Annotated in this window: 26 protein-coding genes and 1 pseudogene; 6 read left to right on the plus strand and 21 right to left on the minus strand. The window is 44.8% G+C overall.

Features of this window, described 5'->3' with window-relative positions; genetic code table 11:
* Nucleotides 1-7: 7 nt before the first annotated feature.
* The 6 genes and pseudogenes from NST07_RS24520 to uvrA all read right to left on the minus strand — a co-directional run bounded on the left by NST07_RS24520 (nt 8) and on the right by uvrA (nt 7,608).
* On the minus strand, nt 8-802 hold the full coding sequence (locus NST07_RS24520; RefSeq protein WP_341095019.1) for a Nif3-like dinuclear metal center hexameric protein: 795 nt from the start codon (nt 800-802) through the stop codon (nt 8-10).
* Between the two features lie 48 nt (nt 803-850).
* Nucleotides 851-1,462 (minus strand): annotated as a pseudogene (locus NST07_RS24525) (zinc-binding dehydrogenase); the annotation flags it as partial.
* Nucleotides 1,463-1,524: 62 nt separating this feature from the next.
* On the minus strand, nt 1,525-3,600 hold the full coding sequence (locus NST07_RS24530) for an alpha-glucuronidase family glycosyl hydrolase (RefSeq protein WP_342480309.1): 2,076 nt from the start codon (nt 3,598-3,600) through the stop codon (nt 1,525-1,527).
* 39 nt (nt 3,601-3,639) lie between these two features.
* The gene (locus NST07_RS24535; RefSeq protein ID WP_341379298.1) at nt 3,640-3,762 is read right to left on the minus strand and encodes a hypothetical protein; all 123 of its coding nucleotides are present in this window, start codon (nt 3,760-3,762) and stop codon (nt 3,640-3,642) included.
* Between the two features lie 647 nt (nt 3,763-4,409).
* Nucleotides 4,410-4,745 (minus strand): hypothetical protein, encoded by a 336-nt coding sequence (locus NST07_RS24540; protein WP_038595233.1) that lies wholly within the window; start codon nt 4,743-4,745, stop codon nt 4,410-4,412.
* A 25-nt stretch (nt 4,746-4,770) separates the two neighbouring features.
* On the minus strand, nt 4,771-7,608 hold the full coding sequence (gene uvrA / locus NST07_RS24545; protein WP_341379299.1) for an excinuclease ABC subunit UvrA: 2,838 nt from the start codon (nt 7,606-7,608) through the stop codon (nt 4,771-4,773).
* A 207-nt stretch (nt 7,609-7,815) separates the two neighbouring features.
* Here uvrA and NST07_RS24550 point away from each other — a divergent pair, with 207 nt between their 5' ends.
* Nucleotides 7,816-8,967, plus strand: coding sequence for a glycosyl hydrolase family 8 (locus NST07_RS24550; RefSeq protein WP_341095026.1), 1,152 nt, complete (start codon nt 7,816-7,818; stop codon nt 8,965-8,967).
* 172 nt (nt 8,968-9,139) lie between these two features.
* On the opposite strand, the gene NST07_RS24555 is transcribed toward NST07_RS24550, so the two are convergent.
* Nucleotides 9,140-9,589 (minus strand): MarR family winged helix-turn-helix transcriptional regulator, encoded by a 450-nt coding sequence (locus NST07_RS24555; protein WP_341095028.1) that lies wholly within the window; start codon nt 9,587-9,589, stop codon nt 9,140-9,142.
* A 152-nt stretch (nt 9,590-9,741) separates the two neighbouring features.
* Between NST07_RS24555 and NST07_RS24560 the strand changes: the two genes are divergently transcribed.
* Nucleotides 9,742-10,614, plus strand: coding sequence for an SDR family NAD(P)-dependent oxidoreductase (locus NST07_RS24560; protein ID WP_341095031.1), 873 nt, complete (start codon nt 9,742-9,744; stop codon nt 10,612-10,614).
* 250 nt (nt 10,615-10,864) lie between these two features.
* Nucleotides 10,865-12,367, plus strand: coding sequence for a dienelactone hydrolase (locus NST07_RS24565; RefSeq protein ID WP_342480310.1), 1,503 nt, complete (start codon nt 10,865-10,867; stop codon nt 12,365-12,367).
* Between the two features lie 108 nt (nt 12,368-12,475).
* Here NST07_RS24565 and NST07_RS24570 read toward each other — a convergent pair whose 3' ends face one another.
* Entirely contained in the window at nt 12,476-12,883 is a 408-nt protein-coding gene (locus tag NST07_RS24570) for a MerR family transcriptional regulator (protein WP_342480311.1), read from the minus strand.
* A gap of 95 nt (nt 12,884-12,978) precedes the next feature.
* Between NST07_RS24570 and NST07_RS24575 the strand changes: the two genes are divergently transcribed.
* Entirely contained in the window at nt 12,979-13,368 is a 390-nt protein-coding gene (locus tag NST07_RS24575) for a carboxymuconolactone decarboxylase family protein (protein ID WP_038595249.1), read from the plus strand.
* Between the two features lie 192 nt (nt 13,369-13,560).
* Here NST07_RS24575 and NST07_RS24580 read toward each other — a convergent pair whose 3' ends face one another.
* The 7 genes from NST07_RS24580 to NST07_RS24610 form a co-directional block, all read right to left on the minus strand.
* Nucleotides 13,561-14,307 carry a class I SAM-dependent methyltransferase gene (locus NST07_RS24580; protein WP_342480312.1) on the minus strand — a complete coding sequence of 249 codons (747 nt, stop codon included), beginning with the start codon at nt 14,305-14,307 and terminating at the stop codon, nt 13,561-13,563.
* A gap of 403 nt (nt 14,308-14,710) precedes the next feature.
* Complete coding sequence (locus NST07_RS24585) at nt 14,711-15,289, minus strand: hypothetical protein (protein WP_341095041.1); 579 nt, start codon at nt 15,287-15,289, stop codon at nt 14,711-14,713.
* Nucleotides 15,290-15,374: 85 nt separating this feature from the next.
* Entirely contained in the window at nt 15,375-16,019 is a 645-nt protein-coding gene (locus tag NST07_RS24590) for an aspartate/glutamate racemase family protein (RefSeq protein WP_341095042.1), read from the minus strand.
* Nucleotides 16,020-16,173: 154 nt separating this feature from the next.
* Nucleotides 16,174-16,767: a DUF2441 domain-containing protein gene (locus NST07_RS24595; protein ID WP_342480313.1), complete on the minus strand. Its 594-nt coding sequence runs from the start codon at nt 16,765-16,767 to the stop codon at nt 16,174-16,176.
* A gap of 122 nt (nt 16,768-16,889) precedes the next feature.
* Nucleotides 16,890-17,144, minus strand: a complete 255-nt coding sequence (locus tag NST07_RS24600) for a cold shock domain-containing protein (RefSeq protein WP_038595257.1) — start codon at nt 17,142-17,144, stop codon at nt 16,890-16,892.
* A 152-nt stretch (nt 17,145-17,296) separates the two neighbouring features.
* Nucleotides 17,297-17,545, minus strand: coding sequence for a hypothetical protein (locus NST07_RS24605; protein WP_341095044.1), 249 nt, complete (start codon nt 17,543-17,545; stop codon nt 17,297-17,299).
* 163 nt (nt 17,546-17,708) lie between these two features.
* On the minus strand, nt 17,709-18,953 hold the full coding sequence (locus tag NST07_RS24610; protein WP_342480314.1) for an MFS transporter: 1,245 nt from the start codon (nt 18,951-18,953) through the stop codon (nt 17,709-17,711).
* 80 nt (nt 18,954-19,033) lie between these two features.
* Between NST07_RS24610 and NST07_RS24615 the strand changes: the two genes are divergently transcribed.
* A complete protein-coding gene (locus NST07_RS24615; protein WP_342480315.1) occupies nt 19,034-19,663 on the plus strand; it encodes a TetR/AcrR family transcriptional regulator in 630 nt (209 codons plus the stop codon).
* Between the two features lie 367 nt (nt 19,664-20,030).
* On the opposite strand, the gene NST07_RS24620 is transcribed toward NST07_RS24615, so the two are convergent.
* From NST07_RS24620 to NST07_RS24635, 4 genes are all read right to left on the minus strand, one after another.
* Nucleotides 20,031-20,390 carry a hypothetical protein gene (locus NST07_RS24620; RefSeq protein ID WP_342480316.1) on the minus strand — a complete coding sequence of 120 codons (360 nt, stop codon included), beginning with the start codon at nt 20,388-20,390 and terminating at the stop codon, nt 20,031-20,033.
* Between the two features lie 377 nt (nt 20,391-20,767).
* Nucleotides 20,768-21,523, minus strand: coding sequence for a class I SAM-dependent methyltransferase (locus NST07_RS24625; RefSeq protein ID WP_342480317.1), 756 nt, complete (start codon nt 21,521-21,523; stop codon nt 20,768-20,770).
* A gap of 168 nt (nt 21,524-21,691) precedes the next feature.
* Nucleotides 21,692-22,789 carry an MBL fold metallo-hydrolase gene (locus NST07_RS24630; RefSeq protein WP_342480318.1) on the minus strand — a complete coding sequence of 366 codons (1,098 nt, stop codon included), beginning with the start codon at nt 22,787-22,789 and terminating at the stop codon, nt 21,692-21,694.
* A 138-nt stretch (nt 22,790-22,927) separates the two neighbouring features.
* Nucleotides 22,928-23,191 carry an NAD(P)H-binding protein gene (locus NST07_RS24635; RefSeq protein WP_342480319.1) on the minus strand — a complete coding sequence of 88 codons (264 nt, stop codon included), beginning with the start codon at nt 23,189-23,191 and terminating at the stop codon, nt 22,928-22,930.
* 274 nt (nt 23,192-23,465) lie between these two features.
* On the opposite strand from NST07_RS24635, the gene NST07_RS24640 reads away from it, so the two are divergent.
* Nucleotides 23,466-24,038, plus strand: coding sequence for a TetR/AcrR family transcriptional regulator (locus NST07_RS24640; protein ID WP_342480320.1), 573 nt, complete (start codon nt 23,466-23,468; stop codon nt 24,036-24,038).
* A gap of 131 nt (nt 24,039-24,169) precedes the next feature.
* On the opposite strand, the gene NST07_RS24645 is transcribed toward NST07_RS24640, so the two are convergent.
* Complete coding sequence (locus tag NST07_RS24645; protein WP_341095046.1) at nt 24,170-24,880, minus strand: ABC transporter permease; 711 nt, start codon at nt 24,878-24,880, stop codon at nt 24,170-24,172.
* Entirely contained in the window at nt 24,877-25,722 is an 846-nt protein-coding gene (locus NST07_RS24650) for an ABC transporter ATP-binding protein (protein WP_341095048.1), read from the minus strand. The genes NST07_RS24645 and NST07_RS24650 overlap by 4 nt, the downstream gene beginning before the upstream one ends.
* Nucleotides 25,723-25,839 lie beyond the last annotated feature (117 nt).

Raw genomic sequence — 25,839 nt, forward strand, 5'->3', positions numbered from 1 at the left:
TCGATCTCTATACGATTTGAAACACCGGCTGGTCTTTAACAAAGTGGACCGGAAGCTGTGGAAACTGCGATGACAGCCGCTCTGCCAGATAACTCATGCCGGGCGCTTCACTCTCTGCATGGCCCAGCATAATTAAGGCTTTACCCCGCCCTTGATGGGCTGCATCTCTTATATACTCTGGAGTCTCCCACTCCGGACCTTCTCCGGCTATGATTAAATCGAGGGACTCTTGTTCAAATAAAGGGATCACCGTGGCACCGTTGCCTCTGTAACCGACCAGTATTCCCACTTTGCGGCATGAAGTAGAGAGGCTGCCTGCTACACGCAAGTAAGGAATTTGAAGCTGCCGTTTCAGATATTCTGCAACCTCCGCAACCTTCATAGCAGGAATAGTCAGAATGGATGCAGAGGGCTGAAGTGACGAAACATATTTCTGCCAATCAAGCGCCAGGAGAAGGCCTTCCATGATCCCATCCGGTGTATAGCGGTGCAGGTAATCATGAAACCGGTAAATTCCCAGTCCCGAGCCTGCGATCAGATCAGCTTTTTGCTTATATACAGGGTCATGCATGAGCCAATCCCGGTGATTCTGATGGCTGAAAAAGACGCCTTCGTGCGTAATGATCAAATTGGCGCCCAAGGCAATAGCCTGTTCTATGACATACTGTGAAGCGGAGAAGGCTGTAACGATTCCCTGCACCTTCGTCTCCAGGCACCCTGGCTCCAGCTTGTCTACAGTTTCGTCCGGCGTAGCAATTCCTGCCGTTAATTTATCTATAATGCATCCGAAAGTAGGTATCATTATGTCCTCCTAATGTTTTGTGAGCATAAGCTCTATCAAGACTCAGGTCTATTCATTGGGATGTACAATAACCTTCAGGCTGCCGCTTTTGTTATGAATGGCCCGTTCGAGCGCTTCGCGGGTTTCTGCCAGCGGGTAACAGTCTGTAATTAACACACCTGCGTCCACGTCTCCCGAAGCCAAAAATTCGATTCCTTTGGGGTACGTATTGGCAAATCGGAAGATGCCGTAAATGTCTATTTCGTTATCCGCAATAAAGGGCACATTAAGCGGTATCTCATCCTGTGCAGGCAGACCTACGATAGCCAGCCTTCCCCCGCGCCGTATGGAATATAGTGCCAACTGCAGCGCCTTCGGATTACCGGCAGTCTCCCAGGCCACATCTACGCCGACTCCATCCGTTAATTGCTTGATGGTCTCTACCGCGTCCTCTTTCCTGATATTGATTGCATGCGTCGCTCCAAGGCGCAGCGCCGCCTCCAGTCTGACCTCCTCCAGATCGGTCACAATGATCCGGGAGGCCCCATGCGATTTGGCTGCCGCAACTGCCATCAGCCCGACAAGCCCCATCCCCATGATCGCCACCGTCTCACCTGCCTGCAGCCGGCTTCGTTTGGCCGCGTGGATGCCTACCGAGAAGGGTTAATTTATGCTGCTTTCATGGTCAAGGGCAGCTTATCTTGTCTTGTGACTTGTGAATGCTTGCTCATGTCCGTTCCCCCTCAGTAAATGACCCGTTTGCTGTTATCTTCGATGCCGCTCTTCCGGTAAAAGTACGTATTGATCTGGTCGCACCATTCCTTGGCATGACCGGCCTGCTCCTTCAGGCGGTCCTCCACCTGCAGGTAAAGACCTTCTGCAACCTTGTCCTTCAGACTGGTCCACATCGACAACAGCTCTGCTGCACGCTCCGCACCTTCGAAGTGGGCATCATAAATATGCTGGATCACGGTTTTCCCGGAATGAAGTATATGGGTATACGGAACATGGTGGAAGAACAGCAGCAATTCATCGGGACATTCCTCCAGAGAATCATAGCGCTCAGCATTGCTGCCTAGATATTGGGCACTGTAACCAGTGCCCGTCTTAACTGTCCGGTCTACGCCGATTCCCCGATGGTCAGCATAATGATAGGTGCCCCACTGCGAATACTCATAGCCGTCGACATTCGGTCCATAATGATGCTCCGGATTGATCATCCAGCCTACGCCCAGCGGTGCCGTGTAGGATTCATAAATCTCCCACGATTCCAGCAAAATCCGGCTAATGACGCCTGATACTACCGGGTCTGTGCCAAAGGTCAGCAAGATCCATTCACTGGCGATTTGCTCTGCCGTCAGCTCCGGATTCCAGGCCAGACGTCCGTATCCGTACAGATTCGCCTGTGCCAGCAGATGGCCGGTCCAATTCTTGTCATTGCCCACATTGGAAACTGCTGCAATTCCACTGTAACGGTTGCCCCATAGTGATCCATCCACGATATGCTTTACAGGGGAAGCCTCTCCTTTGGCATAGGTGTTGAATTCCATGATCTCTTTCCATTGGGGGACCAGATAACAAACATGGCGCTGCTGGCCGGTATATTCCTGGGCAATCTGGAATTCAATCACCTGATTGGTCCGCTCCAGAGCCCCAAACAGTGGCGATACAGGCTCTCTGACCTGGAAATCCATCGGGCCGTTCTTGATCTGCAGGATTACGTTATCGTTAAATTTGCCGTCGAGCGGTTTGAAATGGTCATAGGCTGCTCTGGCCCGGTCGGTCTTGCGGTCCCGCCAATCCTGCTTGCAGTTATAGACAAAGCAGCGCCAGATCACGATTCCGCCAAACGGTTCAAGCGCTTCGGCCAGCATGTTGGCCCCGTCGGCATGGTCCCGGCCATAGGTGAACGGACCCGGGCGGTTCTCCGAATCTGCCTTGACCACAAATCCGCCAAAATCGGGAATGGCTGTATAGATTTCGGCTGTTTTACTCTGCCACCACTTGCGTACTTCAGGGTCCAAGGGATCGGCTGTCCCTACTTCTCCTTCATGCATCGGACCGGCAAAATTAACGCTCAGGAATAGCTTGATCCCATACAGCCTGAACACATCCGCAATTCTTGAAACATCGGACAGGTACTTCGAAATAAACAGCGTTTCAAGTGCATGGACATTCACATTATTGATCGCAATGGCGTTGATACCTGCCGAGGACATCAACCGCGCATAATCGCGGATACGCTCCAGGTCGTCCGTAAAACGGTTGTTTTCATACAAAAACGATCTTCCCGAATATCCCCGCTCCACACTGCCGTCAAAATTATCCCAATGGTTAATCATCCGCAGCCCGTTTATTGGATTGACTACCTCGTCCAACCCTTCAATGCTCTGCAGGCTGCCGATCAGGCGCAGCAGGTGAAATACACCATAGAGAACACCAGCCGGTGATGAAGCGCCTACTGCAATGCAGTCATGTTCTTCACTGGACCGGATCGCAAAGCCTTCGGGGCCCACCTTTGCAAGGGTATCTTCAGCAAACACACTGGAAATCAATTCATTTCCTCCCTGGAAGGTGCCGATGGCAATACACAGCCCATCCGGTTCGGATGATACCTTTATGCCCAGCATTGATTCAATACCTCTTTGCCATTCCTGAAGCGCAGCCTGAACCGTATTGTTCATTTCGGCAACCTTCACGGCCCTGCACCATTTCACGTATTGATTATATGCGCTCCCTTGCGGCAGCACCGGATAACTTAACCAGGCATTGTATCCACTGTCAGCAAGAGTATGTTTATTATCGTTGGATGCTTTCATATGCAGATTCCTCCTTGTTCTGGCCTGAAGTAATTTGTCTTAGTGTACTGCTTCCCGGACGACGAATCCTTTTCTTGTAAAGGTGCCTTTCGTATTATCGAGGGTCAATTCAGTAAATACGGCTGGCACAATGTCATCTTTAATCGGAGCGATCTTCCACATGCTCGAAAAAGGGCAACACCTCATAACATTCTCCATCTCCCGGACTCGCGAGTGCTGAACATTATAGAATACATAGGCTTTTGTCATAAAGACTCCTTTCCGAAGCTCTGCTTAAGCTCCCTTGTTCTGCTTGTTCTAGTTCATCCTATCATGGGTCCGGCAGCCGGGAACATTGTCAAATCGAGCATTTATTTACCCAAATCAAGCAGAACTCAGATATACTGATATAGACAAACTGCATCCATTTTGATATCGATGATAAGATCCTGATTTCCCTGCTGAGCCGCCTGAATTATGTTCTCTTTGAATCCGACAGCACCATTGCCCATAAATTAGGTCCGGTTCTCTCTAAGCTGGTGGAGATTTCAAAGTCAATTGCCGGAGATATTACGATGTCCCAGCGAATGCGGCTGCAGTCCGCAGTCTTCGATCTGTTCGCCCAGCTGTGGGAGGCCTTTTCCATTGATGCTCATTTATCTTCGTCCACTCATGAAGCAAAGGTACTTTATGCAATCTTTAAAAAACGCAAAAAAAGAAATCGCCCTTTTTGGTAAAATGGAAGTTCCACCAACCATCTCAAAAAGGATCGATTTCTTTGTATATTCAATATAGGATGAGCTCGGGAAATTCAGTCTACCTTTTCTTCCTTAAATTTTCTTCTTCCGCGGCGCTGCTTTCTTGCGGGCTTTACTCTTTGCTGCAAGCTTTTCCTCAGCCAGCTTATGGATTTCTTCTATACGAAGCTGCTCTTGGCGGATCTTTTCTGCCGCCACCTGCTCCCTTTTCAGCTGTAAATCTGCCGCAGCTTGTTCCTGAAAAGAAGGATTGGCTGTTTTCAAATAGCGCTCAAAGGCTTCCGGATACAGAAAGCTTTTTTCACCAATGGCTTCCGAGAATAACACGCTTATCCGTCCGTCGATATGGCTGACGACAATTCCAGGGCCATACCCGGTATGATAGATTTGTTCATTTACCCAGTTCATTGCGGCAATGCTCCTTTCATCCACTCTACACACAACTTTTATCCAGCTCTTTTTTCAAATATTGGCCTGTATAGCTCGTTTCAACAGAAGCTACCTGCTCCGGTGTGCCTGTGCATACAATCGTTCCGCCCTCCGCTCCACCTTCAGGTCCCAGATCAATAATGTAATCTGCATTTTTGATCAAATCCAGATTATGTTCAATAACGACTACGGTATTGCCCGCATCGGTTAACGAATGCAGCACATCAATCAATTGATGCACATCTGAAAAATGCAGCCCGGTCGTCGGCTCATCCATGACATAAATAGTAGACCCGGTAGCCGGCTTCAGCAGCTCTGCTGCCAGCTTTACCCGCTGCGCTTCCCCTCCGGATAATGTGGTGGACGATTGCCCGAGCTTAATATAACCGAGTCCCACGCTGCAGAGCGCTTCGATCTTTTTGCGGATTTTTGGAATATTCTCAAAAAACTGAACTGCTTCCTGAGCCGTCATTTCCAGTACATCTGCAATACTCTTGCCTTTATAGTGGACCTCAAGCGTTTCACGGCTGTATCTTCGCCCTTTGCAAATGCTGCAGGGCACATAGACATCCGGGAGAAAGTGCATTTCCACCCTAATCAGTCCTTCGCCCGCACAAGCCTCACAGCGGCCCCCTTTTATATTGAAGGAAAACCGTCCCGGGCCATAAGCTCGAATCTTCGCTTCATTGGTGAGCGAGAACAGCGTGCGGATATTATCAAACAATCCTGTATAGGTGGCCGGATTGGATCGCGGGGTGCGTCCGATCGGTTGTTGGTCGATATTGATGATCTTGTCCAGATGCTCCATTCCTTCTATGCTCAGGTGGGCTCCGGGAACGGTATGAGCCCTGTTGAGTGATGCTGCCAGCTTTTTGTACAGGATTTCGTTGACCAGACTAGACTTACCTGAGCCTGAAACCCCTGTGACACAAGTGAATGTACCGAGTGGAATCGAAACATGAATCCCCTGCAAATTGTTGGCGGCTGCCCCTGTAATAGTTAGCTGTTGCCCAGTTCCGGCACGGCGCGTTTCAGGTACGGGGATCAGCTTTTGCCGGGAAAGATACTGGCCCGTAATGGAGCGGGACTCCGCCAGGATGTCTTCAAGTCCCCCCTGCACAACCACTTCACCGCCATTCGTACCGGCATAAGGTCCAATGTCCACGATCCAGTCCGCCTGCCGTATGGTATCCTCATCGTGTTCCACGACGATTAAGGTGTTGCCGAGATCACGCATTTTTTTCAAAGCCAGCAGCAGGCGGTCATTATCCCGTTGATGCAGCCCAATCGAAGGCTCGTCCAAAATATACAGTACACCCATCAGCCCGGAACCGAGCTGCGTCGCCAGACGAATGCGCTGGCTTTCACCGCCTGATAAAGTTCCGGCAGCTCTGGAAAGCGTTAAATAGTTCAACCCTACGTTGTTCAGGAACTGATATCTGGAATCAATCTCCTGAAGAATAGAACCGGCAATCTTGGAATGTTCCTTCGACAAGCTCAGATTTCTAATCAATTGCAGTTCCGCGTCAATGGATAACCTGCAGAATTCCGATATATTCAATCCATTAATAGTGACTGCAAGAATAACTGGAGACAGGCGGTCACCGTGACAATCCGGACAGGGCAATACGGACATGTACTCTTCAATTTCTTTCTGCATCGCCTCAGACTGTGTCTCGCGGTAACGCCGCTCCAGATTGTTCATAATGCCTTCAAAGGATTCTTTCACATACTTTCTTAGCACTTCACTGGGATGGTACACTTCAAGCTTCTCTCCACGGGTTCCATACAGCAGCCCATCCAGTGCTTCTTCCGTAAGCTCTCCTAGCGGAGTGTCGAAATTGAAGCCATACCTTGCACTTAGCGCTTCATAGTACATTTTGCAAAAAGAATTACTTTTGACATTGTTCCAGCCGTTGGCCACAATCCCGCCTGAGTTGATCGAGCGGCTTTTATCAGGAATAACCTTACCCGGATCGACCTTCAAATGCGAACCCAAACCTGAGCAGGCCGGACAAGCACCCTCATGATTGTTGAACGAGAACATACGCGGGGATAACTCCGGCAGTGAGATCGAACAGTAAGGGCAGGCATAGGTTTGTGAGAATAAGGTCTCTTCACCGCTGGCGGTTTGACGAATAATGACCAGATCGCACGAGAGCGACAATGCCGTTTCCAGAGAGTCTGACAACCTTTGAACATCTATGTCCTTCACTATCAGACGATCAATCACAATTGCGATTTGATGTTTTTTATTTTTGTCCAAGCGTATTTCACCGGATAAGTCATGAACCTCCCCATTCACCCGGACCCGGACATATCCATTTTGTTTGGCCTGTTCAAATACATGCTGATGCTCTCCTTTTTGGTCACGGACGACGGGAGCCAGTATTTCGTATTTGGTTCCGGTAGGTAGACTGCTGATCTGTTCCACAATCTGATCCACAGATTGGCGTTCAACCCTTCTCCCGCAGGAGGGGCAATGGGGAATTCCGATCTTGGACCAAAGCAAGCGCAGATAATCATAAATTTCCGTAACTGTCCCCACTGTTGAACGCGGATTGTTTGAAGTCGTCTTTTGCTCGATGGCTACCGCGGGTGAAAGTCCGTCAATTGAATCGACATCCGGCTTGCCCCTAAGCCCCAGAAATTGCCGGGCGTAGGACGAGAGCGATTCCACATAACGCATTTGTCCTTCGGCATACAGAGTATCAAAAGCCAGACTCGATTTGCCCGATCCGCTTACCCCGGTAAAAACTACGAATTGGTTGCGTGGGATGTTAAGACTGACATTCTTCAGATTATTTTCCCTGGCTCCGTGAACACTTATATATTTATGCATAAGGCCTCCTAATTCGAACAAAAAAAACACTCTTAAATAAATTCTATCATATGCATGTCAAGAGTTTTTACCATATAATGTAATTTAATCAGAATTTATTTTTTTATCCAAATAGGTTTGAACTATATTTTTCAGGGAAAACGCTTTAATTTGTTCACCTTCCGCCATGCTATACTTTGGGCAAAATCAGTTCCACTGGAGGGTGCTATGAATATTAACAATGAGGGTTCTTATTACACGCATGAATATAGAAATCTGTTCAGAGAGACTGGCTATACGGAAGAAGAGATTCAAGCAAGGCTTGAACAGGTATGGAACGATTTGTTCTACGGGGCTCCCGATGTGCGGATCTATTATCCGGCGGACAACGATAAAGCCTATATGCTGGATACCGGCAATTCCGATGTACGCTCCGAAGGCATGTCCTACGGGATGATGATGGCTGTGCAAATGGACAAGAAAGATGAATTCGACCGGCTGTGGCTTTTCTCCAAGGTGTTCATGCAGCATACGGAAGGACGCTACAAGGATTATTTTGCCTGGCACTGCAAGCCGGACGGCAGCCTCCTGTCCCAAGGACCCGCACCGGACGGTGAAGAATTCTTCGCGATGGCGTTGTTCTTCGCTTCCAGCCGCTGGGGTGACGGGCCGGAGCCGTACAACTATTCTGAACAGGCGAAGATAATTCTCCGCGCTTGCGTACATCAAGGAGAGCATGGAGAGGGAGACCCGATGTGGGACCCGGCGAACAAGCTGATCAAGTTCGTTCCCGAGTCTCCTTTCAGTGATCCTTCCTACCATCTGCCTCATTTCTACGAATTGTTTGCCCGGGAGGCAGACGAGCAGGACCGCACATTCTGGAAGGAGGCTGCGGAAGCAAGCAGAGTCTACCTGCATCAAGCCTGCCATCCGGTAACCGGCCTCTCCCCGGAATACGCAAATTTCGACGGCACACCCGCAGCTCTTCAGCCCCATGGCGATTTCCGTCATTTCTTCAGCGATGCCTACCGCGTAGCGGCCAATATCGCGCTGGACTATGAATGGTTCCGCAGCGATCCCTGGCAGATCGAGCAGTCGAACCGCATTCAGCAATTCTTTCGGGACATTGAACCTGCGGATTACCGCCGATACACCATTGACGGCCATCCGTTCGAGGAAATGGCACTGCATCCGGTCGGACTCCTGGCTACGCTGGCCATGGCCTCACTCGCTGCCGATGGACCAGATGCGGAACCGTTCGCAAGGCTCTTCTGGAATACACCTCTGCGCAGCGGGGTCCGCCGGTATTACGACAACTGCCTGTATTTCTTCAGTCTGCTGGCCTTAAGCGGAAATTACCGCATTTATCAGCAAGAATAAAGTAAATAAAGCATTAGACTAGCCCAAATACAAAACAGCGGCAGCCGTGGACGAAGTAAAGTCCTGGACTGCCGCTGTTTTATTGAGCTAACGTTTCCTGTTAGCGGAACAAGAAACTCCTTGTGCTACTCGATTTTACAAATTGTTCTGGCAATGCGTTAAGGGTTCCACTTTAACTACGAAATCCATTAAAGTGCCTTAGCCTTTGGATGAAATCATGAAGCTCAACATCTTTCCAGTCCGAAAGCCGTTCATAGTACACAGACTCTTTTTCCTTCAGCGCATCTAAAACTTTTTGTTGCCCGTAATCGGTAAGAGATAATACAATTCCCCGTCCATCATTAGCCGACGTTTCTCGTTTTACATATCCCAAAGCTTGAAGTTGTTTGACGAGGCGACTGACCGAACTTCGATCCATTGCTGTTGATTCAGCTAAAGCGGCGGCATTAGTGGCGCCATAGGAATACAACCAGCGAACAAGATGGAAGGCAGCAGGCTGTATGGAGGAATCGAATTTAGCAGCGGCTTTTACATTTAAGGCATGTGCAGAACTAATGAGAGCATTAAGCTGTTCGCCCAATTCAATCTCAAGTCTATCCCTAGGTACGTTTATCTCTTGCATTCTTAATCACCTTTCTTTAGGTTTAAATAAAACCTTTAAGTAATTGACATATATCAACTAAATCAATATAGTGGATATATGTCAACTAAATTCATAGGCGGGTTATAGTGATTATCCACTTTTTAAGTGTATCATAGGAGGGAGAAAAGACGATGGTTAATAAAGAAAATGTTGTCATTACTGGTGCTACCAGTGGACTTGGGCAGCTTGTCGCGCTCGAATTAGGAAAACGCGGATTTGATCTTATTTTGACTGCCCGGAGTAAAGAACGCGCCGAAATCACGAGAGAACAAATAAAGGAGCAGGCACCTTCAGCGAATGTTGATTTCTTTTATGGAGACTTTTCGTCAATTAAGGATATTTTACGGGTTGGGAGTGAAATAGCTGCCGAATATCCTAAAATTGATGTGCTGTTGAACAATGTGGGGATACATGCTTTTAAGCCTCGCATCACCCCCGAGGGTCTTCCTGAGATGATTACCGTCAATTATTTCGCTCCATGGATTTTAACACAGATTCTAAAACCTTCCCTGCAAAACTCGAGCCATGCCAGAGTTGTCAATGTTGCCTCTGAAGCTTCACGCCGTCACGGTATATTGAAGCTGCCAGAGGATTTAACAGATACAACTCCCTTTACCGCACGCGGCTCATCCCCTGTCTATGGAAAAACCAAATTATTAAATATTATGTTCTCGGCTGAACTTGCGCGGCGGTGGTCAGGAACGGGTATTAGCGTAAATGCACTGAATCCTGGATTTAATGTTACCGGACTCGGACGAGAACTTTGGTTCGCCCCCGTCCTCGAACGATTATTGAAAGCCCTGCACCTTGGAGATCCGCGAAGAGGAACCGATATTATTACCCGATTAATTGCTGATCCGGAATATCTAAATAAGACGGGTGGATACTTTAATGTCGGAACAGGACAATCCATTGAGCCAGTCTCTCCCGGAGGAGATGATGCCATGCAGCGCAGGTTGTGGGAATGCACAGAAAAATTATTGAGAGAAAAGGGGTTTCTGTAGGCAATTCAACAAAGACAGCCGATCGCACTGACTGGCTGTCTACATGTCGTGTTTGAACTATCGTGTCTTGTTAGTTTAACCCTAACTTTTCCATAACCCGAGTTTATAAAATCTGTTTTGGCATGGGAATACCGCAAGATCGAATTTCAAACTTGTAAGGTAGATGTAAGGCAAATCGATAGCTCAGGCCAGCCTGGCAGGATAAGATTGGAACAAACGAAAATAGATTTTTTTGAAAAGGAGAATCGGGATGAGGCTGTTTGAACTGTTGCTTTTATTGTCGAACATCGGCTTGTTTGCATTAACAGTCCTATTAAAAAAAGGACAGCGTAGAATTCCAGTATTCGTTGCAAGCGGGATCGCCACACTTTTACTGGTCATTCATTGGACGGTGGAAGGATACAGAGTTCAGTTATTCCCCCTATATTGCATAACGATCATTTTTTTAGCCATTTCAGGGTATAGCTATTTTAAAAAAAACGGCCAAAAAAAAATCCCACGATTCATGTTGGGTTCAGCTTATACCGCTATAGCGATAATGCTGGTTGTAACAGCGGGTCTCATGTATGCTTTTCCTGTATCTAAACTACCTGAACCGACAGGCGAATTTAAGGTAGGAACGCAAACTTTTCATTTCGTGGATACAAATAGGGAAGAGATATTCGACGAAGCCAGAGAGGGTAAGAGAGAATTGATGGTTCAGGTATGGTATCCGGCTCAAGCTGGCAACGGCAAGTACGCTCCCTTTATTCCCGATCCCCAGATTTTACGTTATATGGCGGCGGACTACGGCCTTCCCGGGTTTACGTTTCAACACCTGAAGTACGTATCCAGTCATGCTAATCCGGGGGCCGAAATCTCTTCGGCACAAACTTCATACCCGCTGATCCTTGCGAATCCAGGCAACGGCTCTTCCAGGTTCCTCCACACGTCACAAGCCGAACATCTCGCGAGTCACGGATATATCGTGGCAGTGATCGACCACACCTACAATACATTTGCAACCGAGTTTCCGGACGGGCGAATCACGACCAGCACAACCAACGACTTATTCTCGCCCGGCTATGATTACCGGACAGGAAGAAAAATTCGCGACAAGTTGGGAAAAGTTTTAACCGGTGATGTGGCGTTTGCGCTGGACCAATTCGAGCTCATCCAATCGGGGCAGATTCCAAGTCATCTAAAAGGGAGGATTGATCTCGGTCATGTCGGGGTATTTGGTCATTCCATCGGCGGAGCGACGGCCTATGACGCTTCTTACGATCCGCGAATCGCGGTTGGAATAGACCTTGATGGAGGGCTTTATCGTCTGCGTGACCGAGAGGGTCTGCGAAAGCCGTTTTTGTTCATCACCTCGGAAAGCTATTTCGAAAAATTAAAAATGGTGATGGATAACCGGGTCTACACGGATGCAGAGCTTAAACGTATGGGCTCAACCAGAGAGTGGGAGGATCAAGTAACGGAAGACAAAAAGTTGGAGCTCGAACGGATGCGCGAAGCAGCCGACAAAGGGGGACAAGTCCTCTATATCGACAATACGGAGCATTTGAATTTTACCGACGCACAGTTCGTTTCTCCGATTTTCAAAATACTGGGCATTACAGGAAAGATTGCGCCCGAAAGAGCGAACTCCGTTATCAATGCCTATATGCTGGATTTCTTCGATATGTATCTGAAGAATCAAAGCGGAATCTTAATGAAAGGACCGGATAGCCGCTTTCCGGAGGTGAAGTTCGTAACCTCGCTATTATAATCACGGAACAGGCTATCGATTTTGATATGCTCCCCTTCAGTTAGACAGGTTTAATAAATAAACCGCTACTTGAAGGGGAAGCGAAAGCTATGAGCAAGGGGCGGTCTATCAATTATCAGGAACGAATAGACATTGTTCTTTACTGTCTTGCCCCTCCATCCATTTATAAGATTCTATCTTTTCATCAATCATCTTCAGGTTGTTCTTCAGTTCATTAATTTGCGCAAGAACGTTTTTTTGATGGGTTTCCAACAGCTCTCGTCTTGCACTTATTGTAGCCTCTCCTTGACTTCGCAGATCAGAAAAATGCTTCATATCACTGACTTTCATTCCAGTTACCCGCAATCGGAGTAAAAAATGGACCCACGAGATATCAGTCTCTGAATACTGGCGATACCCACTTGTATCTCGATGGATCCCGTAAAGCAATCCGATTTTCTCGTAATAGCGCAATGTGTGAACAGTAAGCCCTGTCATTTCAGAGATTTGTTGAATTGAAAAAAAATTAGGTTCCATAAATATTATTATAGCACATCAAAAAAAAACCATTGCTTTAGAGTGCACTCTAAAGTGTAACATTTAATTCAAGTTACACAGAGGAGGAATAATATATGTCAAATGAACGTTATACACGTGGTTGGGAAAAACTAATGCAAATAGATGGTGAAGGAGGAAAACGTGTTATTGAGTCAATGAGGGATATTGCTCCCGACCTGGGAAAGTACGTTGTTGAATTTGCATTTGGAGAGATATACTCAAGAGAAGTGCTTGATCTCAAACAGCGTCAGCTAATAACGGTCGCGTCGCTTACAACACAAGGCGGATGTGAGCCACAGCTAAACGTGCATATCAACGCAGCTCTCAATGTAGGACTTACACCCAATGAAGTAATTGAAGCGATTATGCATTGCATTCCCTATACTGGTTTTCCAAGAGTTCTTAATGCCGTTTTTGTTGCCAAAGAAATTTTTGAGGAACGGAATTTGAAAATTGTGAACTAAATCCTGATTTTGCATCTTTTCAATGTTGGAATCAGTTCCAATAAAATTAATTCAGACAAGTCATTAGCATCTTCAATTCTTGCCTTCTCATGGGGTACGGAATCCTAATACGAAAAGAATGCTAAACTTAGGATCACCAAAAATCCCCTCGACCTGAGGGGATTTTTTCTATTGCAATGCATTACATCTATCCTAACATTTCCTACAAACGCTATTGATAGATGAAGATGACGGAGAGAACGGCGCCTTATCCCAATCAGCATATTGATGTTCGACGCCAAAGCCGTGACGGGTTAATAAAGAATGTAGCGTATCCTGATCCGTGAACCGACAAGCAATTCGGGAAGTCGTCCGCTTATCCCCCCAATCACGCATCGTGACCCAATGCATGACATGCTGTCTAGCATCGTAACATTGTGTGCCTGATACCTTGACGTTATTCCCCTCCTTATCTATGAATGATCCCCATTCTGTCTCCTCTTGATCGGATAAATCCGTTCCCTCCGGATTACGGGTCTCGAATGCAAAGATTCCCTGGGGTTGTAAATGTTTGTGAACGGTCGTGAGCAAATCAATTTGATCTTGATCACTTATGAATGCCTGAAATGCATTACCAGTCAAATAAATCATTGAAAATCGCTTGTCCGATTCGAAGGTACGGGCATCACCTTCCATAAAAGTAACAGTCAACCCTTCCGCCTTCAACCGCGCATATGCGAGCATCGCTGAAGAGATATCTACACCGGTCATCGTTATGCCGGCTTTCGACAGGGGTATCGTTGTTAAACCTGTACCACAAGCAAGCTCTAACACTTCCCCAGGACTCGATCTAGCAAGCTCAAGATAGAACTGATATTTGTCAATTTCACCGTCAAATTCAAGATCGTAATTTACCGGATCTTGATATTCTTCAAGATTGCTATGTTCAATCAACGCCATTCCCCCTTTCATATTGTAAGACCTAGACAAAATAGTCACTGATGAGAAGCAGCCGCTTAGTCAGCCTTCACACAATCAATTGCGACAACGAACGCAATCATGATTGCCTCCATCTCCTCCACAATATAAACCAAGTATATCAAAGCTAGGTTATTCAACTTTACTGCCCGCTAGCGTAATTCATTGCATTAAACTCCCCGTTCGGTTAAAAGAGGCAGCCGATCGTCGTGACCAGCTGTCTCCATGTCATTATTAGGTTATCGTTCTCCGTTAGAGTTCAATGTAATTCAAATCAAAATCGTTGCCTAGATTCCCTTAAAAACAAAGAATCGTCCTATTCACGGGAATCATCCTTCAAGTAAAATCCTCCGAAATCATCAATAATTAATTGCTTTGTCTCTAGCTATTTTTGTAAGCTCCATGAATGTATTACTGTATTGTTCTTTTTCAATTGGCTGAACCTTATAACATTCTTATTCTTTAGGTCATTAAATAACTGATAATAATCCAGCTCCAAGGTTTCCCAATCACTATATTTTCCGTTTTCATCCAATTGTCCAGTTAGAGAGCTTACATTCGTTTCGTTAAGTAGGGTTCCATTGGAAGTTTGCCAATCGGGAATTTTATCTTTCCAATCCGCATATATAAAACCTCTCCACTTGTCCCCTAAAGCTGACTCTAATAAGTTCTTATTAACTTGATTAGCTCCCCTGAACATTTCTAGCCCAGGATGATCATTATCAATGAAGAAATTCCCACAATTTGAACACTGATAAACCGTCTTAAAAAGTGTGGATATTAATGATCGAATTCTCATTGCAGCTTCTTCTTTATCTGTAGACGACGGCCCCGATTTTTCAATAGCATCGTCAATCTCGTCTAGGAGATCAAACTGATCTTGGTCAGAAATTAAATATCCCTTATAGGATAAATAATCAGTCGTGTCGTGTATTCTTTGTCCACACTCACATCTAAAATTCATTAGTTCACCTCAGGCTGACTGCCACTTATAATAGTGCTGTTAATTACAACGTATCCTGCCCGTTAGCGGAATTAAACTTTAACCTCTATCCAAGATATGTTACCAATGTTTTTAATGGATTTCCAATTTGCACATCCATTTCACGCTCAACTTTTTCAGCAGTTTCAACCATGGATAATTGAGCTACAGAAATGGTCTTGTTGGGGTCAGAGACAAGCAAACCCTTTATATAGTTTGATACTTCATTCACATATTGCTCCTTCTTTCCTTGCATTATTAGCTCGAAGGTATTCTCAATGACTTGAACATCAATATTAATTGGTTTTGCGTGTGTGGTTGCAAATTCATTAAGCCGTTTCATTGTTCCTTCGACTGTTGCTGGATTAGTAAATAGTAGAATCTGTGGCTCTGTTATATTGCAAACGTGGTGGATAAATGGCTCATCAATTTTTATTATTGGGACTGATGTCTTAAGTTGTTCTTCGTTGAGAATAGCAATGTAATTAGTACATGTAATTAAAATTGCATCGATATTCGTATTTGCTATCCATTCAATCTGCTCATTCACTTTGTTTTGGGCTTTTGTTAAATCGAAATTTTCATCTGACGCAATTCTGCTCATTAATCCAGGGTCTACAAAGTGTACTAATTCTAAATCATTTGAAGCAATAGCTTTTTGAATATACTCAATATTTGAATAGTGGGCATGCAAACAACCAATCTTCTTCATATGATAACCACCCTACTTTATTTCCTCTTACACTACCAGTTTATTGTGTTTTTCTCCAGAAACAACTTGCTATACAATCCTGCCCTATAGTTGAATAAGCGGGGGATCTTAGAGCAATTAATTCTAGCTTGCTTTTTCAGCGCTTTTGTTGAAATTAAGTGGAGAATTCATCAATAATTTCTACTACTTCGATTTCCCCATTAATCAGCAGCTCAGGAAGTTCGTTATTTATATTGCCTTTCCAATATTCTCTGGCTTGTTTGATTTTTCGGGAGAAAGGAATTCCATCTTCCTTTGGTAAAAGATTACCGTCACCTTCAAAGATATTCCCAGTAACCCGAAGTTTAACGATCTGCAAAACTTTTCGATGATAAGAATCGAAAAGTTCTTTCCATTTCAGAGCGTCTTCATAGCTCTTAGCAGCGTATAAGCAAGACAACCGTGAAGGATATTCAGGATATTCTTGCAATCTGACCATTTCAACTATTACTTCTCTAGTAGCTCTGATTGTTTGTTCCGCATATCTAATAACTACATCTGCATTCTCTTTATCCAACTTAAAGCCGTCATTTGTATAATGACGGTGTAATATTTGAATAAAGTCTTCACCTTTGGAATTCATCTGTTCCTTCTCAAAAAAGAAGTGATATAAAGTGTTTTTTTTGTTTTTGTCAAAGCTAATTATCTGCCCAATGTCCATTTTTCTTCTCGTGACAATGTGGTAAACATACAATTCGCTTCTTTCCATGGACTGCCCCCCATTAATCATTGTTAGCATAAGTAAATTCGGAATTTACCAGCATTATCCTGGCTGTTAGCTTAATTATGGGTCCCGAAAGTCCATATATTTAGGAAATACGTCTCGATTCTTTAGTCCTCTAAGATTTGCACATTCTTAGCTGTCCAACGCTGAGAATCAACCATACTCGGGAACTCGAATAGGTCGAACGCAACTTTTTGACCCTCTTTAAGAAACCGAAAGCCGTTCGGTAGCCTAATAGGGTCTGGTCGTATTTCGCTAAAGTGAACAAACACATGGTTATCGTCCTGCCCGTCTAGCATTATCCGTCCGTAACCTTTATCTTCTTTGAACCATTTGACAATACCACATCTTCTTTCCGCCATTTAAGCACCTCCTCTGTCACTTTATTAAGTATCATAAAGATTGAGTTTTTTGCCCAAGCGGTGAATGAAGCAACCACTTTTTCATTAACGTTTCCTGTTAGTGCTTCGCTGCACTATACATAATGTGTTCCCATCGCGTTGAGTGAGTTACCTCATTTTATTTTTTTCGGGAACCCATATACGAAAAGTATCATACCGAGGAACGTAAGGATTGGCACAAAGATATTATCGAAGAAGCCTGTAATATGAGTTTTAGGTAGGGCATCGAACATTTTCGCTTCGTATAACACTGCAATTTCTTGGATGCGAGCTATCAAAGAGCCCACACGTTCAATAGCATAGATTACTCCAGCGGAAATTAGAAAGGCTGCACCTAGTTTTCTGTATAAGTCGTTGCCCATGAAATATTTGTTGCCTCCTCTATTTTTTGTTGATTACTTGTACCATTATTCCACTTTACCACATTGTTCCAATTACTGAATATTAGAATATCATTACATAACCTAATACTAGTGATTTAACGCTATAGACCTACAAATTGTAACTATCCTGCGATGAGGGACTTCACTGCTTACTAGGGAATCCGTGTCTCTTCGCACTCCAAGCGATAATCAATGCAACAAGTAGCAGGATCAATAGCGCCACTGGAAAAGACTGAGCTCCAACATGCTCTAGCAACGCGCCACCAACAATTCCTCCGCCAGCGATGGCCAAATTCCATACTGTGGTATTTATCGGCATTGCGATATCTACGCCTTCTTCACCGCTTGCATTAGCTTGGGCGGTTTGCAGCAACGTGGCAGCACCGCCGAAGGTCAGTCCCCATAACACAACTGCTGTATAGACAATCGGTACTGATGTACCGCCCACCCATAGGGCAACGGACACAAGCACAAAACCAATTAGGCTGATCAATACAAGAGGGCGTAGCATACGGTCAATTAACAGTCCGACAATCCAGATAGAGATAAGTGCGGCTATTCCGAAGACCAGCAAGACGAGATCGACACGCTCTGAGAGTCCGATTGGCTCGAGAAAGGGTGAGATATACGTATATAGGATATTGTGTGCCAACATCCAGGTAAACACCACTATAAGAATTGAACGTAAGCCGGGCATAACAAACACTTGCCTAAAAGTCATTCTTTGATTTGTAGTTTGCCCTGAATAATCCGGAACTTTCCACAGCACCCAACCAATTAAAATAAGAGTGAGAAGAGACATGAGTCCAAAAACGGCACGCCAACCAATCAGGTCACCGAGCATAGTGCCCAATGGTACTCCGAACGTAAGAGCGATTGGAGTTCCCACCATCGCAACTGCCAAAGCACGTCCTTTCAAGATCTCTGGCACCATCCGGCGTGCGTACCCGGCGATCATCCCCCATGCGGCGCCGGCAGCCATACCGGCGAAGAAACGAGCGATAAGTGTCAACACATAACTGGCCGACAGGGCGGTGACGGTATTAAATACCAAGAATACCGCTATAATGGCGAGTAACAACGGACGGCGCCTAAACCCGCTGGTAAACATGGCGAACGGAATTGCGGCCACTATGGAACCAATCGCATAAGAAGTTACCAGTTGACCAGCCAACCCCTTAGAAATATTTAGCCCTTCTCCTATTAATGGGAGTAGCCCCGCCGGAATGGTTTCAGTAAGAATGCAGATGAACCCTGTCATAGCAAGCGCCAGCAGGGCAAGCCAGGGAAGCTTAATGGAAGCGTCGGCAGATTGAAGTTTACCCGCGGATGATGAACGTTGGGACAATTTTATTTCCTCCTTAAGATGCATTTGTGGATCGATCATTCCATATATTAATCATAACACATTCACTTGTCAATTATTTATGGATCGAATAGTATAGAATTAATTAAGGAGGTTATCTTATGCCACGAACGGGACGCCCCCGATCATTTAATCGAGACGAAGCGGTTGTTGCCGCAATGATACTGTTCTGGGATTATGGCTTCGAATCGACTTCACTTGCTCAGTTGCGCGCAGCAATGGGAGACATATCTGCGGCGAGTTTTTATGCAGCATTTGAATCCAAAGAAATGCTGTTCCGCGAAGTAGTGAATCATTATATCTCTACTTATGGACAGGTTTCAGAAAGTTTCAGGGATACAAGCATAACATCGAAGGAAGCCATTGAGCAGGGATTAAGGCGATCGGCACAAATGCAAACAGAGAAGTCCCACCCATTAGGCTGTCTTCTAGTCTTGTCTGATGTGTCCTGTTCTCCCGAGCATAAACACATACGAGAGATGCTCTCCAAGGAGCGTGAGAAGGTCCGCAGTTGGCTACACGATTGTATAGACAGGGCCGTAGCAAATGGTGAGTTGCCTGATTCCACGGATGTTGCCATGCTAGTCACCTTATTTGACACCTTTCTTCGAGGAATCTCGACACAAGCCCGGGACAATGTTCCATACGAGTCAATTGACTCTGCCATTAATCAACTAATGAGCGTATGGGAAATATTATCCGTTAAGCCAAGTGCTCAGGAGACTGTTTGAGCAGTGGCCGCGTCATTTCTTGTTACCTATCTCAGTGATACTTAATAAATTGGTTGATATCATACAGTCTTCAGTAGTCCATGTGTATCTCATATTGTGCAAAACAAAGACTAACAGCCTCCTGATAAATGGGTTGCTGTTAGTCTTTGTACTTGCCTATTATTAAACTAATCTGCCTTTTAGTTTAACAAACGCAGCCGATCTCGTTGATCAGCTGCCTTCTTGTTATTATTGAGCTAACGTTTCCCGTTGCTTGGAAAGCGATCGGGAAATGCAGCGAAAAAGTTAATCATTTCATCGGTTTTATTCCATCCGAACGCACTAGTTAGAGCGGGATCCCTGAAAAATGCATTTGCAACGGTATAGTTCAATTTCGCATCGTAGACACATAACAAATATCTCCACTATTACCTGCCGGCTGCTGAAGGTTCAACGCCATTGTCGTTGCGTGCGCGGAGAAATCCACCTCACTAAGCCGAAATGTTTTCAATTCAGGATAAAGGCTCGACGTAAAATGAAGTTGCATCTTTTGCAAATCATATATGAGACTGAAAGCAGTATCATTCCGCCGAACCGCTTGTAAAGTTTCCAGCATGAATTTGAGTCGGTCATTCTCGAAAGCAGGGGACCCACCAGTAAGATGAGCCGCCCCTTCCACAAAACGTTCCATGGAGTTGCATTCGTAATCGCTGTACGTGCCCCGCCAGCACTCATCTACGTCTTCCAAGTTTCTTATCGCCTCGGAATAGGGTGTGTTCGCAATAATTGGTCTGCTGAAGTGCAGCAGCAATTCTTTCTAGGCGATGCTGGGCAGCCTTCTCCTAAGAAGCTTCCGTTTTTTTCTCTATAAGGTTCAATATCTTCTTCATCAGCCCTTTCCTCTACAAGCTGTGCCACCTTTTGCTTATCTTAATAAGAGTCAAGCTGAGTTCAAATCAGGAATTAGCCATACAATATGCTTAATAAATAATGACTTAAGAGAGCTCCCAGCATAAATAACCGCATTTTTAGACAATGCGGTTATTTTCATGTCCAGAATCAACATTGTACTTAAACATAGCCAAAAATCTAAATAACCATGATTCTCTATAATCGAAGCTTGATCTATACTTCTCCCCAAAATATCTCAGTTTCATAATCGAATAGAACACTACCATCCTGATTATTCCTATCAAATAGATTTCGCAGTTCCGTCATCATCGGATTGTAATTCGGATGCCCGGGTACAGGGCTGTAGGAAGATGATAGCAACCGGCCTCTCAAGCCCTCGAAATCGAACTCCTGACTCATTCTGAATCGCGCTTCATGCATCGTACCTTCCTTGAAAAAAGAGAGAAGCATCGTCTGAGAAATGTTTTTATGATTGACTTTTTCGTAGTCTGTTCCGTATGTATGAAGCAGTTGATCGTACTCTTCACGAAATGAAGTACCGTTTGTAAGACGGGAATTCCAGATTAGTATTACTCTCCCGCCCGGCTGTAGAATTCTACGGAACTCGGTTTGCGTTGCTAAGCGATCAAACCAGTGAAACGCTTGTGCGCAGACAATAAACTCAACTGACTGATCAGGTAATCCAGTAGATTCTGCAGAACCTGATATAGTCTGAAAGTTCGGATTGCTTTCTAACATTTGCTCGGCGGCTACCCGCATTGCCTGATTCGGCTCGACCGCGATCACATTGCTTCCGCGTTCCAGAAGTAGCTTTGAAAAGATTCCTGTACCTGAACCGATGTCTGCTATTTTACTGTTCGAACGCAAACCGACGAAGTCGTACAAATAATCAACAGCCTCTTTCGGATAGCTCGGGCGGTACTTCAAATATGAATCGACCCGGTTCGAAAATCTTTCTCTATTGTTCATCTCTTGTCACTCTCCTTTAAAAATACTTTAACCCAAGAAGATGTAACAAACCCAATAAGCCCATTGGATATATAATTAATCTTGAGTATAAGTTCTTAAAATGTTGACTTATAAATGAAAACAATAAAAAAGTATATAGCGGTAGATAGAATATCAGAATTCCCCAACTTAAATTTTCCACCATGATGAAAAAGGAACGGAAAACTCTCCAATTAATGGAGTAGTTTCGCCGATTTTAGGGGTAATTAATTTAACTTTTGCTTCGTTTGCCTTTTTTAAGGCTCGTTCCACCGGTTCTGTCCAACCATGATAAGCAAGGGTAAAAGCTCCCCAATGAATTAACATCATATTCTTCCCATTTACATCTAAATGAGCCTGAATCGCTTCTTCAGGTGTCATATGTACCCAAGGCCATCGTTTATCATATTGACCACCTTCAATTAAAGTAATGTTAAATGGTCCGTATTTTTTTCCTATTTCTTTAAAATGTGAATCATATCCTCCATCTCCGCTGGTATAGAAACGTGTATTTTTTCCAAGAATAACCCACCCGCCCCATAAGGTAGTATCGCGATTAAACATTCCTCTACCAGAGAAATGTTTCGAGGGAGTTAAAGCAACAGTTAAACCTTGAAACACAACTTCGTCCCACCAATTGAGTTCTGTAATTTTTTCTTTTGTAATTCCCCATCGATTGAGGTGGGCACCTACTCCATAAGGAACAAAAAAATGACCGGCCTTACTTTTTAGTCTTTTAATGGATTGATAATCTAAATGGTCATAATGGTCATGTGTAATAAAAACAGCGTCCAAAAATGGCATTTCATCAATAATATGCAGCATATCTTTACCGTATCGCTTGCTGCCCGCGAAGGAAACCGGTGAAGCAACAGGTCCTAACATAGGGTCTACCAATAGCTTTTTATTATCAATACTCATTAGGAAAGCAGAGTGCCCGAACCACGTTAAACTATCTTCTTCACTTTTTATTTGTTTCCAATCAATGTTTGGCACCTGAATAGGACCCCTAGGTTTACGATCTTTTCTTCCAGAAATAGAATCCTTAATCATAGAGAGGATATCCATAGCACTCATCTTCATCTTTGTTGGAACCTGATTGACAAATTTCCCATTAGAAAAATTATCAAACCCGTTATACACCAGTTTTTGTTTTTTAGTTGAGTTTCCGCCAAACGTTGGGTGTATACCTATAAACAATGAAACTAAAAGGATTGATACGACTAAAAAAAGGAAAACATAAAACATTATTTTTTCATCCCTTCCTGAAGATTGATAAGCATTCAGTTCACCAAATCATGTCCATCGTTAACGATGAACTTCACATTGAAGCCTCACCGCTCAGCCTCAAGCAATGCTGCCCATGCTGCCAATCTAATCAACATGTTATTGTTGTCCAACATTAACGATCTTCCTGACCCATGCTGGCTCACTCGTAGCCGCCCGCACAAGGCAGTCGGCACAGTCTGCGAAGGACAGCGGCCGGAACGGAGCGATGCGTGCTGATGGTCCTGCTGTATAGTTCAGAGTGGCAGCCGCGTCATTCAGTCCCGCCGGTCGTACAATGACCCAATCCAGGTCACTCCGTTGCACCGCATGCTCGGCAATGCCCTTATCCTTGATCGCCTTCGAGAAGATGCGGCGATTCATGCCTATCGCCCACCGATTGCCTGCGGAAAGCTCCTTCCCGTCGCCGCTCCATCACTTTCCTTCCAGTTCCCCCTGTTGCTCCAATAATAGCAATTTTCATTGAAATATTCCCCTCCGACTTAAATGCACATTAGTGTATTAAGAAGCAACTATGTATGTATAATTGTAAACAGAAATAAAAAGTCTACAATTCTTAAAAAGGCAGGTTCCGTGCATTAGTTCACATATCCTTTATAATTGTGTATTTATTTATAAGAAAGCTGGTGATTCTCAAGTGTTAAAGATAGATAGAAGGATACGTAAATCCCAAGAAGCAATAAAAGTGGCTGTTATTGAACTGATGATTGAAAAAAAATTCGATCAGATTACGATACAAGATATTTCCGACAGGGCAGATATTAGCCGAAGAACCATCTATCTTCACTACACGGACAAATTTGATCTTCTGGACAAGCTCATCGAAGAACATATTGACGATATTAGGGAACTCTGCGATTCGACAGACGATGACGCCGATTATGTAGATGCGGGATTGTTATGGTTCGAATATTTCGAGAGTCATTTTTTATTCTTCTCCGCGTTGCTAGCGAGTAAAGGAAGCCCTTTTTTCCGCAATCGATTCCTTGAGTTTTTTCTCCAAGAATTAGAGAACAAAGAGCCCGAAGGGAGCAATCAAGGATTAACCGACGGTGAGAATGTTGAGATTCAATTTTTAGGAGCAGCAATCGTAGGGGTAGTGGAATGGTGGTTCAAGAATGGAATGCCTCTCCCTCCATCCTTTATGGCTCAACGAGTGGGGTCATTGCTTGAACGGAATCTTGAAGTTTCTGGACAAACTGAACATTAAGTAGCCCCCGCCCAGTAGTGCAGACAGGAGCTGTAAGACGCTATAAACGGACCTGTTACGGCATGCGACAATCAGCAGGAAATATGATACGGTTTACCGCGCTGTCTGTAACGGCATATTTTCATCAAGTTCTACTCATCCTTCAACCGTCGTTGATACAAAACAACAGACACAATCGTTAATACAACGGTCCATACCAAAATAATGAGGAGGGGTTTTAATATATCTCCCGTTGTAAAGCCTGTATTGCTTATCCCTAGAAAATGCACCAGTTGACTGCTTGGCATGTAATCCAGCACTTGGAAGACCGGGTAATCCTTCTCTAGTACTGCTCCCCACGGTGCACCCATAAATATGAACGCCACAGGGAGTATGGATAATGAGGCTTCAAGCAGCGTCTTGGAGAATAAACCGCAGATGGTCCCGGCTGCTGTGTACAGGATAATCGAAAGAATGATCACTGCCACAAACGCCCATATATTAGCTGGCTCATAGCCAAATAATAATGTAGAAATAGCGAGAACAACAACAGACATCACAAAGACTAAAGAGCTTTTACCGGTTAGAACATCCAGGCTCGTGGCCGGAGTCATCATTAATGACCGTAAAGTGTTACGCTCCTTTTCTTCCGCAATCAAGCAAGCTTGTGCGAAGCATGTTAGTAATACAAACGAAGTATTAAAAAGAAAACCGCTGGCTCCAGGCAAAGACGCGCCAGCCTTCCGAAAAAGAAGTGCAAGAATAATTGGGAAAATCAGCATAATGGACAGCGCATAGTTACGTGAAAACTCCTTGTAGTCCTTTACAAATATCGCCCGCACACGTTTCAATGAGATACTCATAGTAGCTCACTTCCTGTCATTTTAATAAAAATATCACCCAGACTGGGCTCTTTCGTTTCTAACCGGTCAATTAGCCCCTGTCTCATCCAATCCGCGATTTGATCAGCCGTTCCCTCACCGATCGGGAGCTCGTAAGTTTCCCCATTAATTAATTCAACACAAATTACGTTTTCCCGGTGTTGCCGTTTAAGTTCCTTCGGTGAGCCGATGGCTTGAATTTGTCCCTGATACAGAATCGCTACACGATTGCATATCAATTCTGCTTCAGCCATATCATGCGTAGTCAGAAAAATCGTTGTCCCCTTCTCATTTAAGTAGCGCAAGCCTTTATAAATATGTGCGGTGTTAACCGGGTCCAAAGCCGAAGTAGGCTCATCTAAGAATAACAATTCGGGCTCATGGATAATCGCGCAGGCCAGCAAAACACGCTGACGCATTCCCTTCGATAAGAGATTGGCTTTCTTTTTGCGCTCTCCGCTTAAGTTCACAAACTGCAGCACCTTATCGACCGCAGATCGGGGAAGATCATACAACTTACGATACAGCTCCAGATTTTCCTCAACCGATAATCGTTCATATAGACCACTGTTATCCGTCAAAATGCCAAAGCGCATCTTCTGTGAAGACTGCTGCATCATCTCCGCCGGCTGGTTAAATACACTTGCCTGTCCACTTGTCGGATTTAACTGCGCCGTTAAAATCTTGATTAATGTTGTTTTTCCTGAACCACTCGGACCGAGGAACCCGAAAATTTCTCCCTTAGGAATTGAAAAAGACACATCTGCTAACGCATCCTTATTTCCAAATCTCTTGCGGATACGTTCTACTTGGATAACATCCATTCACACCACTTCCTTAGCGTTGATGGCTTAAACATATACAGATTGCATGCTTCCAGCCATCAAAACCCGCCGAAATGTAGCTATTATCGTCTGAATGGTACCACCCAATGCTTGATT

This window comes from Paenibacillus sp. FSL L8-0340 (genome assembly GCF_038593145.1).
GTDB lineage: Bacteria > Bacillota > Bacilli > Paenibacillales > Paenibacillaceae > Paenibacillus_AQ.